The following is a 16,020-nucleotide window of genomic DNA, read 5'->3' on the forward strand; positions in this document are numbered from 1 at the left end:
GGAAAGGGTTCCGCTGTTATTTTTTTGCTTTGACACGGTCTCCGCGCTCTGGAAGCAGAAAGATACAGATTAAAGAACTGATAAACAGCATGCTTGGATAGAACAGAAGCGGCATGACCTCAAAGGCAGACAGTTCATAGCCCAGCTCATGAACCGCCGATAATGCTACCAGCATCTGAGCACCGTAAGGCAGGATTCCCTGGGAGATACAGGAAAAGGTATCCAGAAGGGAGGCTGTCTTTCTGGCACTGATGCCATAATCTTCAGAAATTTCCTTTGCAATAGGATTAGCCATAACGATAGCCACTGTGTTATTGGCAGTTGCGATATCCAGCAGGGTAACTAAAAGGCCGACACCAAACTGACCGCCGCGTTTTCCGCGGAAGATGCGATGAATAACGTTAAGAAGAACATCGAAGCCACCGTTTTCACGGATCAGTGCGCACATAGCTGCAACTAAGATGGCAACCATACTGGTCTCAAACATGCCGGAAGTGCCGGACCCCATGTTGGTAAGCATTTCCCAGGGAGTAGTCTGGCCGGAGCCCAGCATAATGATGGCACCGGATACGATTCCGACTAACAGAACGACAAATACCTGAATACCGGCAATGCCGCCTGCTAATACCAGAAGATAGGGGATCAGCTGAATCAGGTTGTATGGTTTTATGATGGCAGCTCCCGGATCCTGATGGAAGGAAACGACCAGGATAAGTGCCAGGGAAGCGATGGCAGCCGGAAGTGCGATGCCGAAGTTCTCACGGAATTTATCCTTCATAGCACATCCCTGACCGTTGCAGGCTGCGATGGTTGTATCGGAGATGAAAGAGAGATTATCTCCAAACATGGCACCGCCGATGACAGATGCGACGCAAAGGGCCAGAGAGAAACCAGAGGTCTCAGATACGGCAGTGGCAATCGGAACAATCAGGGTGATGGTTCCAACGGAGGTTCCCATGGAAGTAGAGACAAAGCACGCTACCACAAAGAGAACAGCAACGGAAAAACGGGCCGGGATAAGAGACAGCATCAGATAAGCAACGCTTTCAGCGCTGCTTCGTCCTACGACACCGACAAAGGTTCCGGCTGTCAGGAAGATGAGAAGCATGGTGATGATGTTCTTATCTCCGATGCCTTGCCCCATCAGCTCCAGTTTCCGGTCAAAGGAAAGAGAACGGTTCTGGAAACAGGCCGTCAGGATCGCAAGCATAAATGCGACAACAATCGGAATGTTGTAAAAGCCCATCGGGATCTTCATGATATATTCTGACCAGATTCCTAGCCCCAGATAAAAGATCAGAAATACAGCGATAGGCAGAAGGGAAGATAGTTTTTGCTTTTTCATAATAATTTTCAGCCTTTCTATATGTTTGCCGTAATAGGCCGGATATACATTATTTGATCTTACCATAAGAATGGGATTCAGGCAAGTAAAGAAGACAGTGTAACTGTAACGAAAAGGTTGACGAAAGCCTGTAAAAACAATATTCTGAAAGACGGAGAAAAGCATGCAAAAACGATAGAAAACATGATCGGAAAAGAGAAGTATGCTGAATAAGATGGAGGTATATCGGAAATGATATAAAAGCACAAGGGATTTCACAGATACTACACGGGTTTTCACCAAAAAATCACAGTGTGAAGTGCTTGCGTGTGCTTCAAACTATGATTTTGGCGATGCTTCGCATTTAAAATCGGAAAAATCTGCTGCCTAAACGGCATCGTACGGAATTTTCAGTTTAGAAAATTCCTATTTGCGAGTCGTAACGATTGTCGGTTCGGAATGTGAGGAAAAGTGCAAAAAACCTTGACAAAGCAAGGAGAAATGTATATAAATGTAAAGTAAGATTTGCGGGCATGTACGAAGAAAACTAAGAGGATTCATGTGCAAAGATATAAGCTAGGAGGAATATACGATGAACAAGACAGAATTAATCGCAGTTGTAGCTGAGAAAGCAGAGCTTTCCAAGAAAGACGCAGAGAAGGCAATCAAGGCTTTCACAGATGCAGTATCCGAGGAACTGGTTAAGGGCGGAAAGATTCAGCTGGTTGGCTTTGGTACTTTTGAGGTAGCTGAGAGAGCAGCTAGAGAGGGAAGAAACCCGAAGACCGGCGAGACCATGCCGATCGCAGCTTCCAAGACTCCGAAGTTCAAAGCTGGTAAAGCATTAAAGGATATGGTAAACGCATAATTATCTCAGACATATATGTGTGACAGACAGCCCTTCGTGATGATACATCATGGAGGGCTTTTGATATTATGGGGATTGAGGGAAATCCGCTATGATGAAAATGCCCTGCAAGGGTTATGGAAAGGGAAGATATGAGATTAGACAAGTATTTGAAGGTGTCCCGCATCATCAAGAGAAGAACCGTAGCCAATGAAGCGTGTGACAGCGGACGAGTGATGCTGAATGATAAAGTGGCAAGAGCCAGCGCGGAGGTCAAGGTTGGGGATGTGATTGAAATTGCTTTCGGCAATAAATCGGTGAAGGTCCGCGTTACAAGCGTACAGGAGACCATCCGCAAGGAAGATGCCAAAGAAATGTTTGAATACCTGTAAAAATCCAAGAGACGTCAGTAAAAGGCGCGGAGGACGAAATGCCAAGAAATATAGAGCGGGATGAAAAAGAGGCGATGCGCCGGAAAGAACAGCTGATGGAAGCTGGATTCAGGCTGTTTTCGCAATATGGGATCGAGAATGTCAGCTTACAAAGAGTGGCGGACGCTGCGGAAGTGGGCGTTGCGACCCTATATAACTATTATCAGACGAAGGTCAAGCTTGTGATAGCGATCAGCGGAAAAATCTGGGGCGATCTCTGGAAGGAGATTCTGGAAGAAAAGGGACCGGAGATATTTGAATCATTCACGGCGTATCAGTACATTGAGTTTTATACGGACCAGATTATCCGGATTTACCGGGAACGCCCGGAAATACTCCGGTTCAGTAATAACTATAAAAACTTTATCTCCCGGGAGAAAGTCAAGGGGGAAGCGCTGGCTGAACATCTGGATGTTTTGAAGCCGGCAGGAGCGCTGTATCATAAGTTCTATGAGCAGGCGAGGAGCGATAAAAGCATCCGGACCGATATCCCGGAGCAGCAGTTATTTACAAGTGTTGCGATTGCGATGCTGGCGGTGGCTGAGCGCTATGCACAGGGAATTGTGTGGGCGGACGATCACAAGGAAGACCACACGCAGGAACTGGAATTTTTAAAAGGAATGCTCCTGACATGGTGCAGAACCCCGGAGAACCTGGGAAAACAATGATATAAAGAAGGGAAATAAAAAAAGAAGTCAAGAGAATGAGGTGCCCCCTCAAAGTTAGACTTTTACGAGGCGACTTCGGTCGTCTCGTTTTTCTTTATGCGCTTAAAAGAACAGATTCTGTCTTGAATTTGTGAGAGTTGATTATTATAATATAAATATAGTGACGACTCATTTGTGTATACACACTTTATGACGGATAATCAACATTTCGAGAATGAGAGGAAAAAGCGTATGAGAAGGAGAAAAAGAAGAATCCTGGCAGCAGGAATGGTGGTAGTGATAACGTGCAGTTCATATGGCTCTGTGCCTAGAGTTTATGCGAACACGAATTTTTATCAGATCCGGGAGATCGAGAGTTTATCGGAACAGGTTCTGTATCAGAAAGTTCCCTATGGCACCCGGTATCAGGATCTGGAGATGCCGGACAGCATAGACGTTTTTGTCAGCGGGGGGGGGCAAACCGAAGATGTGCCTGACGCAGGGAGCGATGAGAATGTAGCAGCGTTTGCCAACCGCACAAATGATGATGCCGTGCTGGAAAAAACGGACAGTGAAGAGAATGGAGAAAAAGAAGATACCGAAGGAAAAGATACCGAAGGAAAAGATGCCGGAGAGAATAGCAAAGACAAAAGCGAAGGTGGAGAGGGCTTAGAGAAAGCGGAATCCGGTTCAGGTGAACAGGGAGATTCTGGGAAAGATGGAAATTCGGCGGAAAATGGGGACTCTCAGGATGAAAATGCAAATCCGGGGAACGGTGAATCCGATGAGAAAGACGATTCCGGTAAGACAGATTCCGGTTCTTCGGGTGGAAATGCAGATTTGAATGAAGATGCCGATTCTTCGAATGGAAAAACGGATGAATCGAAGGAAGATGTCAAGACGGATGAGAAAACCGAGGAAGAGATTGACGAAAAGGAAGGTTTCTGGCGAAAAGTAAGGGTGCGCTGGGTTCTGGATGAAGAAGAGAGCCAGGCATCCCGTTATGATGGGGAAAATCCGGGCATCTACCTGTTCCGTGCAGAGCTGAAAAGCAGCAATTATGAGGTAGATGAGGACGAACTTCCGGTGATCCAGATCACGGTCCTGGAAGAAGAGCAGGTGAAAACAACGCTGGAATTTGTACCGTTGGAAGAATCGATCACCGATCAGATTCTCCCGCTTGGAAGCAAAGAATCCGATATCCAGTTCCCGGAGACTCTTACCGTGCGTGAGACGATGGGAGAAGAAACCACCGAGCGGACTTTGTCGGGTATCACGTGGAAACTGGATGCAGAAAACAGCGACTATTCTGAATTTCGGGGCGGACTGGCACCGGAGGACTATTTTGACCGCTTCGATGAGGACGGTGAACCAGAAGAAACCGAAGAAAAGACATGGGAGGGCTACGATAAAGCCAATGAAGAATACAATGGGGCGATCTATACCTATATTCCGGTGATTCCGGAAAGCGAAGAGATACCGGAAGACACAGCTTTGCCGGAGATCCATGTGCAGGTGGGAGACGCGGGGATTGCGTTGTATAGTGGTAGGATAGAAGGGCAGGGAACGGAAGAAAATCCGTGGCAGGTAAAAGATGAAGAAGATTGGGAAACCATTACAACAAGTCGTTTATATTGTAATTCTGGTAATTTGCTGGGATGTATCCGATTAGAGGGAAAAATTGATTTTAGTCAAATTGAAGAGGCGATCCGGAAGAAATCGCTTAAATTAAATGGCAATATATTTGATGGGAATGGATATCCGATAGAGAATCTCACAAAACCATTATTCAGTGTCGCAAATGGGACAGTGAAAAATTTAGTTTTACCAGATGTAGAGATTGATGGAAATGGAAATCAAGGAGCGATTGCTCAGACGGTAGGAGATAAAGCAACAATTGAGAAATGTTATGTTAGTGGCAGTATCACGGCGACAGGAAATGATAATATTGGAGCTGGTGGGCTAATAGGAGCTGTTCAAACGACCAACGGAGCTCCCCTGACGATAGAAAATTGTGTTGTTAATGCAGATATCACAGGCAAAAAAGATTCTCTGGCAGGAGGTTTGATCGGTTCTGTTAGTGGGAGTAACGTGGTAACGATCAAAAAATGTATTGCAATGGGAACTGTCTCAAATGGAAATGGTAAAGGTGCAGGTGGATTGGTTGGTGGACAAGGTCAAACGGTCACAATTAAGAATAGCGCAGCATTACAAGAAGAGGTTTCCACAAAAAAATCGAATTACTGTGTAGATAGAGTTTTTGGCTATTTCAGTGATTATAATGTTCATGTAGCTGGTGGACAAAATTTTGCCTATCAGGGTATGAGGGTTAAATATGGGGAAATCCTTCTTGATAAAGAAAATGATAAAAATATACTGTGGCCAAAGTCGCATCGTGGCGAGCGTGTTTCCAAAACAGAACTTTTAACAACCGATTTCTGGAAAAACAAGATTGGCTGGGGAAGTGATACGGAAAACTGGGAATTTGTCGATAAACAGCTTCCAACGCTAAAGATGAAGAGAGGTAATGACGAAGTAGAGATATTCTCTGGCACAGACATACCGGATTATCTTCAGGCGACCAATTCGTTAAGTGGAAGTGTAAAGTCTGGAGAAAACGGAATCGCGGACGCGAAGATTACTTTTAAGAAGGGCAGCAGCGAGAAAAAGGTGGCAACAGATTCAGCTGGAAATTTTAGCATTGAGCTTGCAGATGGAATGTATACGGTAACGATCAAAAAGACCGGATATCTGACGTGGACAGATAGTGTTACAATTTCAGATGTGGATTCAAGAGCCCTTGATTTCACCTTGGAAGCCAACCCGGTTTCCATGCTTTCGGGACAAACGGTGACAGGAACTTTCCAGACAACCGATGCGGAAAGTGCCACAGCAGAAGGAGAAATTGAGCTTATGTATACCGGAAATGAAAATTTACAGGCGGAGGATTTTAAACTTTCATCCGAGGAAGATGGAACGGCATATGACAGAGTGAGACTTCTTGAAGTGACTACCGGAAATGGAACTGGCAGTATCAAGCTCCAATTCGCTAAATCGTTGGATCTTGGCAACAAAAATGAAAAACAGCTTTATGTCCATTATAAGGGAAGCTTGATTGGCTCAATCACGCTGAAAAAAAAGATAAACCTTGTTCAGCTTGCAGCGCCTGTGGATGTTAAATGGGATGAGACAGTAAAAGGAAAAGCGGTCTGGAGTCTGGTTGCGAATGCGTCGGGTTATAAAGTACAGCTCTATAAGAATAGCTCAAAACAAGGCAGTGAGGTGGTGCTTGGGACAGGCGCAGCCAGCTACGATTTTACCTCCCAGATTGCGGAGAGCGGAACCTATACGTTTAAAGTTTGGGCAACCGGTAATTCCGTCTATGGGGATAGTGAAAAAGCGACAAGTGAAGAATATGTATTTTCCGAGCAGACCTTAGTGGATGTCAAAAAAGCGGCACAGGAAGCGCTGCAGGCGAAGACAGTGACAAATGAGACGACAGCGGATGAAATTTTGCAGGTTGTACGGAACGTTATCACAAATAAAGAAATTCAGGCAACATGGTCGAAACCGTCTGATTTCCAGAAAAAGCAGGCAACAGACGGAACAGAACCGGGAGTAAACGGAAGTATCACAGGAACGATTTGTTTGAGTTATAAATCCAGGAATGATACGGTAGAAAGAATCGAGGTGGATCTTTCGATTGCAGCGAAGTATAAAATTACCTTTACGTCTGGACGCAAGGATTTCCAGGGAAATGCACCGACACTGGAAAATGCCGCAGCCGGATCTGTAATTACACTTCCAGATAATAAATTTAAGGTATATGGCATGAATTTCGAAGGCTGGAATGACGGAACCACTACATATGCCAGCGGTGTAAGCTATACCATGCCGGGAAAAAATGTGACATTTAAGGCGGTATGGAATCTGGATAAGTGGGATGGAGTTACAGCCACAAAACCAGAATGGCAGGATGGTTATTATCTTATTAGCACAGGTGCAGAGCTTGCGTATTTCCGCGATACATTTCTTTCGAATTGGAAAGCCAAATTGATGTGTGATATTGACTTGGATAATCATGATTTTATGTCAATTAATAATGCCGGAGCTGAATTTGACGGATGCGGACATACAATTCGAGGCTTACATGCGGTCAGCAGTGGTGCATATACGGGATTATTTAAAAAAACTTCCACAAATTGTACGATCAAGAATCTGACGATAGAAGATGCAGTAATTGAGAATACTTCCACTAGCTCAGACTGTGAAGCGGGTATTTTGATGGGATATGCAGGTGATTCCATAACCGTAGAAAACTGTTATGTTAGTGGAGAGATAGTGGGTAAAAATGCCGTAAGATATGCGGGTGGATTGATTGGGGATGTACATAGCTCTGGAAGTGTATCCATTCGTTCCTGCTATGCGAATCCTCAGATTATAGGGATCACAAGCAACGGTTTTGCAGGCGGTTTGGTCGGTTGGACCGGTGGAACTACAACCATTGAAAACAGCTATGCAGTCGTGGATATGGACGTTGATAGGGGATATGATATTGGCGGACTGGTAGGATGCGGAAGTGACAGCAAAGTAACGATCTCCCACAGCTACGCGGCAGGCGAAGCGCTGACAAAAAGTTCTACTGGAGCAGCTGTGGCGGGCATTTCCAACAACGGTTCGATTTCCTCCTGTGTCAGCATTTTCCCGGAGATGCGATCGCTCAACCGGATTGGCGGAAAAACGGGAACCTACCAGGGTAACTACGGCTTTGCCGGAACAGTTGCGAGAAAATCAGATGGAACGATTTTGACCCCGGATCCAGATATGATCGGGGCAGACAAGCCATATGGAGCGGACGCAAGTGCAGCACAGCTGGAAAGCAAGACATTTTATGAAGAATTGGGCTGGAATTTCGACTCCGTCTGGACGATGGGGACAAGTAATGGCTATGCGTTCCCGGTTCTGAAAAATCAGACGTTACTTCCGAGCTTACATTTGGATTTGACCCCGTCGGTTCAGAGTGTTAAGCTGGATAAAGAGAGAACGACGATTTATCCGAAAGGAAGCGTACAGCTGACAGCGACAGTTAATGCGGTAAATGGTGCATCCAGGGCAGTAACGTGGACAAGCAGTAATCCGCAAGAGGTCGCTGTAAAGGATGGACTGGTAGTGGCTTCTGAGGATGCAGAAGGAATCTATACGATTACAGCTGCCAGTGAGGATAATCCGGCGGTGTGCGATAATTGCGAGGTTACAGTTGATACGGAAATGCACAAGGTTGAGGTGGAACGAAACAGTGGAAACTCTCCGGACGCAGAAGCAACCGCATATGGCTCTCTTGAAGATGCAGTCAGCGGAGCCAATCCGATTGAAATACAGGGAGATCCAAAGGGAACCTTTACATTCTCATGGAAAGCTGGAAATGAGATTTATCTTGCATTTAAAAACCTGGCGCAGAGCGATAAGGTAAGCACGGTGTTATTTACAGATGAAAATGGTACGGGGGTAAATGCGAAACTGTGTCATCTAAATCCAACCGTATATTGTTTCACAATGCCGTGTTCAGATACTTCGGTAAAAGTTGCCTATGCGGAAAACCTGAATGCATACCAGTACACCTGGTTTGTAGGACAGGAATGGAGCTCTACGGGAAAAGATACGGTAACCTATAAGACTACGGAGTGGCGTGCAAATCATATTGGCTCTTTAAAAGTAACCGACATTATCAACGGAAAGAAATTTAAAGGGTTTAATATAAAATCAATGTCACGGTATCAGCAGGGAGTAATTGAACCGCACCAGGTAGAGAGCAGCTCGGCTCTAAACGCAAATGGTGATTATTGTATTAAAGATGATGAAACCGGTCTTCCAACTCTTTATATATACTTAGATGGTCCGGGCATGGTAGCTGTGGATATCGAGGTTGAGGACGATGAAAATGCGGAGTATACGCTTACGCAGAAATCGGGAAATAAGTCCTATTATACCTTGAACATGAATACAGCAGAAGCTGGGGAGACAATAACAGCGACGCTGACCCAGGCAGGTGTGGATCAGATGAAGAAGACGCCGAACCAGAACGCGATCTTTACCTATAGCGGTGGTTTGCATATTCTTTTATTCGCACCGAAATTTACCGAGTCAGATGGGGTGTGGACGGCTTCATTTGAGATGCCGAAGACAGATATTGAGACGGATGTGATTTTTGGAGAAAAACAGAAGGTTGTGCTGAGCGGTGATGATCGGGAGACTGATTATGATGGTACGTCGAAGTCTGTCAATGAATGGATTCGGGCAGAAGCAGGCGGCACAAATATTTCAGAGGTACTTCAGGATGAATATGAAGTGCAGTATGAAGGTGTGGGAGAGACTATCTATTCAAGCACAACACCGCCGACGAATGCGGGAACGTATTCTTGCATAGTCAAGATTCCGGAGAGTAACGTGAGCTACACCGCCGATCCGGTTGCGGTGCGCCTGACAATCAAAAAATCAACGCCGAAGACACCGAAAGCGCCGTTGGCTGCTGCGCGGAACGAAGACAGTGTTACACTGGAAGCGCCGTCTGTATTTGCGGATGAGACAACGATTCCGGCAGGCTATCATCTGGAGTATAGTGTCGAACAGGGAGAATGGCAGGATTCGCCGCTATTTGACGGATTGACACCGGGAACGCCATATCATTTCTATGTGAGAATCAAGGCAGATGAAAATACAGAGGCATCTGCAGCGAGCGAGGCGGTTACGATTCGGACGAAGACGGCGGTAGCGTCAGAGGCGAGTGTCAGCTATGATTATAAGGCGGAAACGATCCAGTTTGCAGAGACGGCATATGAGATGAATACCGATCCTGCGTTTGGGGCATCGACGTCTCTTTCAGCGGGCGGCAGCATTACGGCGTGGATTGGAAAGACAGTTTACATCCGTGTGAAAGCGACAGCAGAGGATCCGGCGGGACCGGTGGTAGCGGTTACCGTTCCGGTACGCCCGCAGGCACCGGTATCTGCCGAAGCGGAGCAGATTACATCGGATTCCATTGCCCTGAAAGATGAGGGAAGTGCGTATGAATACCGCCTGGGCGAGCAGGGAAGCTGGCAGAGTGCGCCGTATTTTGGTGGACTGTCTGCAGATACAGAGTATCGGATTTACAGACGCCTGGCAGCGACGGACACGGCTTTCGCATCTGAGACGAGCGAGGTACTGGTTCTGCGGACGCTGGAGGCAGGTAAAACGGATCCGGTAAATCCGAATCCAGGCAATCCAGACTCGGTAAACCCGAATCCATCGACTCCAGGCAATCCGCAGGGAACGGCCACTTCCAGCCGCGACAGAAGTACCAGCACATGGGTAAAAGAGAGTGCCGGATGGCGCTACCGCCTGTCAAATGGCACGTATCTGTCCGGAAGCCTGGTTCTGGATCCGATGACTGGCAGACAGGTTGAACAGGTTGTGTGGAAACAGCTCCGGGGCGCATGGTGGGCGTTTGGAGCCGATGGATATATCCGGACGGGCTGGGTCTATGATTACAGCGCAGGCAAATGGTACTATGTGGACGAAAACACAGGCATGCGGACGGGCTGGTATCTGGATCCGCAGGACGGCAGATGGTATTATCTGGATCCGGCAACGGGAGAGATGCTGACGGAGTGGCAGCTGATTCCGGATTTGGGCTATGTATACTTAAATCCGTATGCACCGCAGCCGACCTGGGCGTATGATGAAGCATTAAAAACCTGGGTTTACATGGAGGGCGCAGGGCGTCCATACGGCTCCCTTTATATGGCTGAGTGGACACCGGACGGCTATTATGTAAATGCAGACGGTGTCTGGGAACCGGCCAGATAATCATTCATAAACCTGAAAACCTCCCAATATATTTAACAATAGGCAGCTATAGGCTATAAGTTAGATAAATTGGGAGGTTTTTTGCATGGAAGAAAAATTGGATGCCAGACCTCACAAGCTGGAGCTTCTGAACCGGGAAAAGGGGAGTGTGACGGGGATCCAGGATGTGGTGTCATTTGATGAGAACCAGATGATTCTCGATACAAACATGGGGCTTCTGACGGTGCGTGGGAAGGCGCTGCATGTGAGCCGTCTGACGTTGGAAAAGGGCGAAGTGGATATTGAGGGCGAGTTTGAAAGCTTTTCGTATTCCTGCAACGAGTCCCACCGGAAATCGCAGGAGTCGTTCTTTGGACGGCTGTTCCGTTAGGCGGTGGCGGATGAGCGGGATGGTGAGAGGGGAAATATGGCTGCTTGGCGGCAGTGTGTGTACGGGAATCGCGCTGATGATGATGTATGACGGGCTTAGGATCTTCCGGTGGCTGGTACGGCACGACTCATTTTGGACAGGCATGGAGGATGCGGCGTATTGGCTCTTTGCCAGCTTTGCGACGTTCCGGCTTTTGTTCTGGCACAATGACGGAGTCCTGCGGGGCTATGCGGTGGCGGGCGTGCTGGGCGGCATGGTGTTTTATGACCGGACGGGCAGCCGTCTTTTGTTTACGGTATTGAAAAAATGCAGCAGATGGATTAAAATGAAAAGAAGAGGCAAAAAAAGCCAGAAGACCGGAAAGGAACATACAACAAGGGGACAGGCAGAGAATCTGGAAAGGAAGTGAGATGAAGGTGCGTAGACAGATGTCAGAAGGCAGACCGGGTGGGAATGCACGGAAAAAGAAAAAGGACAATTTAAACAACCGGATGGCGCTTGTGGGCGTTACGATGGTAGTGCTGAGTCTGGCGGTTGCCGTGCACATCAAGGGCATCGATCTCAAGGAAAAGGATAGGAGTTATTCAATTCGTGAGGAAAATCTGGAGGCACAGGTTGCGAAAGAAGAAGAACGTGCCAAACAGCTTGAGGAATACCGCGTATACGTGCAGACCAAGCAGTATATCGAGAAGGTAGCGAAGGAGAAGCTGGGACTTGTAAACCGCAATGAGATCCTGCTTAAGCCGTCGAATCCGAATTAGGCTTGCAGCACATCCTAGAATGCCTGGAGTATGGCACACGGGGGAGCAGTGTTCATAGATAGGTCGGAAAATGTCGAAGTTTTCCCTGGTTTTGCTCCCTCCGTTTGACAAATATTTCCCTCCAGCCTGTATATAATGGCGTTATACAGGTTAGGAGGGATTTTTGTGCTTAAACGGAGAACTTTACATAGAGATATGGCGGATGTCAACGTCTACACGGCAAGACGTTTAAAGAGCATGGCGCTGTCACTGGGTGGTCTGGCGCAGGCGTTTGCGGATGAGATCGGCGGGCAGGGGCATCTGACGAAGGAGGACGGACTGGCGGCAATGCAGACGGCGGCGTCGGCGGTATGCGGCGATTGTACACGGTGCAACCTGTATTATGGCAGCCGCCGGGACGACAGTTATTATCTCTATTATCTGCTTCGGACGTTCGAGCAGAAAGGGAAAATCGACCTGGAGGACATGCCTCGCCTGTTTCATGAGATCTGTTCCCAGAGAGAGGCATATTTGCGGGAATTGAACCGGAGTCTCGGGCGGGCGACGATGAATCTGGGATGGAAAAACCGTTTTCTGGAAAGCCGGGACGCGGTGATCGTCCAGTTCCGGGAGCTGGCGGCGATTCTGGAGGAATTTTCCAACCAGATGGAACAGGCGGCGGATGTGACGGCATCCTGGGAGGAGGTGCTTTCAGGGATACTCCGCAGAAGCCATCTGCGCGTGGACAACATGCTGGTGCTTCAATATGAAAATCAGCAGAAGGAGGCGTTTCTCACACTCCGCAGCGTCAACGGGCGATGCATGACGGCGCGGGATGTGGCGGAACTTCTGGGACGCGCGATCGCCGGAAGCCACTGGAGTGTGGCGAAAGACAGCAAAAGCCTGATCACCCGCAATGCGGCGACCTTCCGTTTTGTGGAAGAAGGTAAATACCGGATGGTGTACGGCATGGCGTGCAGCCCCAGGGAGGGTGAACCGATTTCAGGCGATACGTGTACGGTGCAGACCGGGCTTCCGGGGCAGGTGATTATGAGCCTGTCGGACGGTATGGGAAGCGGCAGAAGCGCCAGCGAGGACAGCGAGAAGGTCATTGAGCTGACCCAGCGCCTGCTGGAGACGGGATTTTCGGCGCGATCGGCGCTCAAATTGGTAAATACGGTGCTTCTGCTGGCGGGTACGGAGCAGAATCCGGCAACAATTGATCTATGTTGTATCGATCTGGGGACAGGTGTGCTGGAAGCGATGAAGCTGGGCGCGGTGCCGACCTTTATTCTGGGGCGTGAGGGTGTTGAGTTTCTGGAAGCAGGCGGGCTGCCGATGGGAATCGTACAGAACGCGGAGCCGGTTCTGATGTCGCGGAAAATGTGGGACGGCGAAAAAATCATTATGATAAGCGACGGTATTCTCGAAGCGATGCCGGGGGAACACAAGGAAGAGACGTTCATGGAATTTGTATCAAACCTTTCCGGCGGCAACCCGCAGGAACTGGCAGAACAGATCCTGGCGTTTGCGTCCGGGCTTTCGGACGGGGGTGTGGTGGATGACTGCACAGTGTTGGTCGGGACGGTGCTGGAACGTGGGTAGTTACTGTTTACGGGTAGGCACTTTTGGAACCGAAAGTGCCGTAAGAAAACGTGGTGGCAGCAGGAATTTGCCGTATTTAAATGCGAAGCCACGGCAAATTCCGTTACTGGGCACGTATGCGTGAACAGTAACGTAGAATCTGGCAGGTTGAGAAATAAGAGGAGATCCGTTATACTGTGAAGGTACTGAACAGTTACGAGTGAATTTATTTTTAAGAGGGATAAAAAGAAATATAAAAGAATGCAGAAACAAACAGAAATTTATATGAAACAAAATCATATGACCAGGCCGGGGGATGGCGTTCTGGTCGGTTTATCCGGGGGAGCGGATTCCGTCGGTCTTTTGCTGGTACTCTGGAAGCTGCGGGAGACGTTTCAGATTTCCCTGCGGGCGCTCCATGTCCATCACGGGCTGCGCGGCGCGGAGGCGGATCGGGACGCGGCATTTTCACGGATGCTGTGTGAACGGCTGGAAATTCCTTTTTATGAGTTCCGTATCGATGCGGCAAAAGAGGCGCTTGACCGGAAATGTTCCGTCGAGGAGGCGGGACGACTGGCACGGTACCGCCTGTATGAGGAGACGGCGCTTGCGTGGGAGGAAGAGATGTGTCCGGATTTGACATCGGAGAATGCGGGGGAAAAAGAGGCGGCAGCCGCCCGGGTTCACATCGCCACCGCCCACCATGCGGATGATAATGCGGAAACGGTTCTTTTTAACCTGTTCCGCGGAAGCGGTCTGACCGGGCTTTCCGGCATTGCTCCGGTGCGGGGGCGCATCATCCGTCCTCTTCTCTGGGCGCAGCGGAGTGAGATTCAGGCATGGCTTTTGCAGCAGGGACAGGACTGGGTCGAGGACTCGACGAACCAGGAGAGTGAATACAGCCGCAACTGGCTTCGGAATGAACTGCTTCCGGCGGTAGAAGAGCGCCTGAATGCACAGGCAGTTCGTCATATCGACCAGGCGGGCAGACGCATCCGGCAGGCAGATGCCTATCTGGAAGAGGTGGCAGAGGAATGGCTTCAAGAGCATGCACCGGACGGAAAAGCGGATGCAGGAGCGCTGGCAGAACAGGCGGAGATTGTGCAGGGCTATATTGTGCGGCGGTTGTTTTTAAAGAGCAAAATGCCGCTCCGGGACGTGACGGAGACGCATGTGCAGGCGGTGCGGGAACTTCTGCATCAGGGAACCGGAAAGAGTATTTCGCTGCCGCATGGGTTCCGGGCGGTAAATATATATGGATTTCTTGAAGTGCGCCCGCTTAGTCATCCAGGGGAAAGAAAAGGGGGTTTGCTTCCGGGTATCCAGAATGGGAATCTTTTGCAGATGCATACTTTCCCCTGTGAAAATGGGGATGAATTTCCGAAAAACCAGTATACGAAATGGTTTGACTATGATAGAATAAAAGGTACCTTATCGCTGAGACACCGGCAGCCGGGGGACTACCTGACACTGCCGTCCGGCGGTCGGAAGACGCTGAAATCCTGGATGATCGATGAGAAAATTCCGAGACAGGAGCGGGAGGAAATCTGGCTTCTGGCGGAAGAAAAACATATCCTGTGGATAGTGGGGCACCGGATCAGCGCATATTATAAGATAACAGAACAGACAAAAACCATCCTTGAGGTGGAATTTAACGGAGGAAAAAGCAGTGGCTGATAAGATTCGTGTATTATTAACGGAAGAAGAAGTAAACAAGAAGATCAGTGAAGTGGCAGCACAGATCAACAAAGATTATGAGGGAAAGGAAGTCCACCTGATCTGTATCTTAAAGGGCGGCGTATTCTTTACCTGCGAACTGGCAAAACGCCTGACTATTCCGGTTTCCCTGGATTTCATGTCTGTATCCAGCTACGGTTCCGACACCAAGTCAAGCGGTGTGGTAAAGATTATCAAGGATCTGGACGAGCCGCTGGAGGGCAAGAATGTCATCATCGTGGAGGACATCATCGATTCCGGACGCACCCTGGCATATCTGATTGAGGTATTAAAACAGAGAAATCCGAAAAATATCGAGCTGTGCACCCTGCTTGACAAGCCGGAGCGCCGCGTGAAAAAACAGGTTCAGGTTAAATATACCTGCTTTACAATCCCGGATGAGTTTGTCGTAGGTTACGGCCTGGATTACGATCAGAAATACCGCAACCTGCCGTACATCGGTGTTGTGGAAGTATAAGGAGGAAGCCAGTTGAAACAACGTCAGTCGATGGGAGG

The 16,020-nt window shown here is 48.5% G+C and carries 11 protein-coding genes; 10 read left to right on the forward strand and 1 reads right to left on the reverse strand.

The window, feature by feature from the left end:
• Positions 1–16: 16 nt before the first annotated feature.
• Positions 17–1,345 (reverse strand): Na+/H+ antiporter NhaC family protein, encoded by a 1,329-nt coding sequence (locus tag DW720_RS13825; RefSeq protein ID WP_117796660.1) that lies wholly within the window; start codon positions 1,343–1,345, stop codon positions 17–19.
• A gap of 571 nt (positions 1,346–1,916) precedes the next feature.
• Here DW720_RS13825 and DW720_RS13830 point away from each other — a divergent pair.
• The 10 genes from DW720_RS13830 (at position 1,917) to hpt (ending at position 15,982) form a co-directional block, all read left to right on the forward strand.
• A complete protein-coding gene (locus tag DW720_RS13830) occupies positions 1,917–2,192 on the forward strand; it encodes an HU family DNA-binding protein (RefSeq protein ID WP_022360642.1) in 276 nt (91 codons plus the stop codon).
• A 131-nt stretch (positions 2,193–2,323) separates the two neighbouring features.
• Entirely contained in the window at positions 2,324–2,563 is a 240-nt protein-coding gene (locus DW720_RS13835) for an RNA-binding S4 domain-containing protein (RefSeq protein ID WP_022360641.1), read from the forward strand.
• A 38-nt stretch (positions 2,564–2,601) separates the two neighbouring features.
• Positions 2,602–3,270, forward strand: a complete 669-nt coding sequence (locus DW720_RS13840) for a TetR/AcrR family transcriptional regulator (RefSeq protein ID WP_117796661.1) — start codon at positions 2,602–2,604, stop codon at positions 3,268–3,270.
• A 231-nt stretch (positions 3,271–3,501) separates the two neighbouring features.
• Positions 3,502–11,094, forward strand: coding sequence for a carboxypeptidase regulatory-like domain-containing protein (locus DW720_RS13845; RefSeq protein ID WP_182436555.1), 7,593 nt, complete (start codon positions 3,502–3,504; stop codon positions 11,092–11,094).
• A gap of 85 nt (positions 11,095–11,179) precedes the next feature.
• A complete protein-coding gene (gene yabP / locus DW720_RS13850; RefSeq protein WP_022360387.1) occupies positions 11,180–11,464 on the forward strand; it encodes a sporulation protein YabP in 285 nt (94 codons plus the stop codon).
• 10 nt (positions 11,465–11,474) lie between these two features.
• A complete protein-coding gene (gene yabQ, locus DW720_RS13855; RefSeq protein ID WP_107001692.1) occupies positions 11,475–11,873 on the forward strand; it encodes a spore cortex biosynthesis protein YabQ in 399 nt (132 codons plus the stop codon).
• Between the two features lies 1 nt (position 11,874).
• Positions 11,875–12,225, forward strand: a complete 351-nt coding sequence (locus DW720_RS13860; protein ID WP_233430281.1) for a septum formation initiator — start codon at positions 11,875–11,877, stop codon at positions 12,223–12,225.
• 165 nt (positions 12,226–12,390) lie between these two features.
• A complete protein-coding gene (locus DW720_RS13865) occupies positions 12,391–13,809 on the forward strand; it encodes a SpoIIE family protein phosphatase (RefSeq protein ID WP_107001691.1) in 1,419 nt (472 codons plus the stop codon).
• A gap of 264 nt (positions 13,810–14,073) precedes the next feature.
• Positions 14,074–15,465, forward strand: coding sequence for a tRNA lysidine(34) synthetase TilS (gene tilS, locus DW720_RS13870; protein ID WP_243023775.1), 1,392 nt, complete (start codon positions 14,074–14,076; stop codon positions 15,463–15,465).
• Positions 15,458–15,982, forward strand: coding sequence for a hypoxanthine phosphoribosyltransferase (gene hpt, locus DW720_RS13875; protein ID WP_022360393.1), 525 nt, complete (start codon positions 15,458–15,460; stop codon positions 15,980–15,982). Before tilS ends, hpt begins: the two co-directional genes overlap by 8 nt.
• Positions 15,983–16,020: the final 38 nt, after the last annotated feature.

Origin of the sequence: Clostridium sp. AM27-28, from assembly GCF_003480955.1 — a bacterium.
Taxonomy (GTDB): Bacteria; Bacillota; Clostridia; order Lachnospirales; family Lachnospiraceae; genus Otoolea; species Otoolea fessa.

Excerpts from the sequence above, each read along its gene's own strand:
- DW720_RS13830 (WP_022360642.1), top strand. The coding sequence starts at position 1,917 with ATGAACAAGACAGAATTAATCGCAGTTGTAGCTGAGAAAGCAGAGCTT.
- yabQ (WP_107001692.1), top strand. The coding sequence starts at position 11,475 with ATGAGCGGGATGGTGAGAGGGGAAATATGGCTGCTTGGCGGCAGTGTG.
- tilS (WP_243023775.1), top strand. The coding sequence starts at position 14,074 with ATGAAACAAAATCATATGACCAGGCCGGGGGATGGCGTTCTGGTCGGT.
- DW720_RS13840 (WP_117796661.1), top strand. The coding sequence starts at position 2,602 with ATGCCAAGAAATATAGAGCGGGATGAAAAAGAGGCGATGCGCCGGAAA.
- DW720_RS13845 (WP_182436555.1), top strand. The coding sequence starts at position 3,502 with ATGAGAAGGAGAAAAAGAAGAATCCTGGCAGCAGGAATGGTGGTAGTG.
- DW720_RS13860 (WP_233430281.1), top strand. The coding sequence starts at position 11,875 with ATGAAGGTGCGTAGACAGATGTCAGAAGGCAGACCGGGTGGGAATGCA.
- DW720_RS13825 (WP_117796660.1), bottom strand. The coding sequence starts at position 1,345 with ATGAAAAAGCAAAAACTATCTTCCCTTCTGCCTATCGCTGTATTTCTG.
- yabP (WP_022360387.1), top strand. The coding sequence starts at position 11,180 with ATGGAAGAAAAATTGGATGCCAGACCTCACAAGCTGGAGCTTCTGAAC.
- DW720_RS13835 (WP_022360641.1), top strand. The coding sequence starts at position 2,324 with ATGAGATTAGACAAGTATTTGAAGGTGTCCCGCATCATCAAGAGAAGA.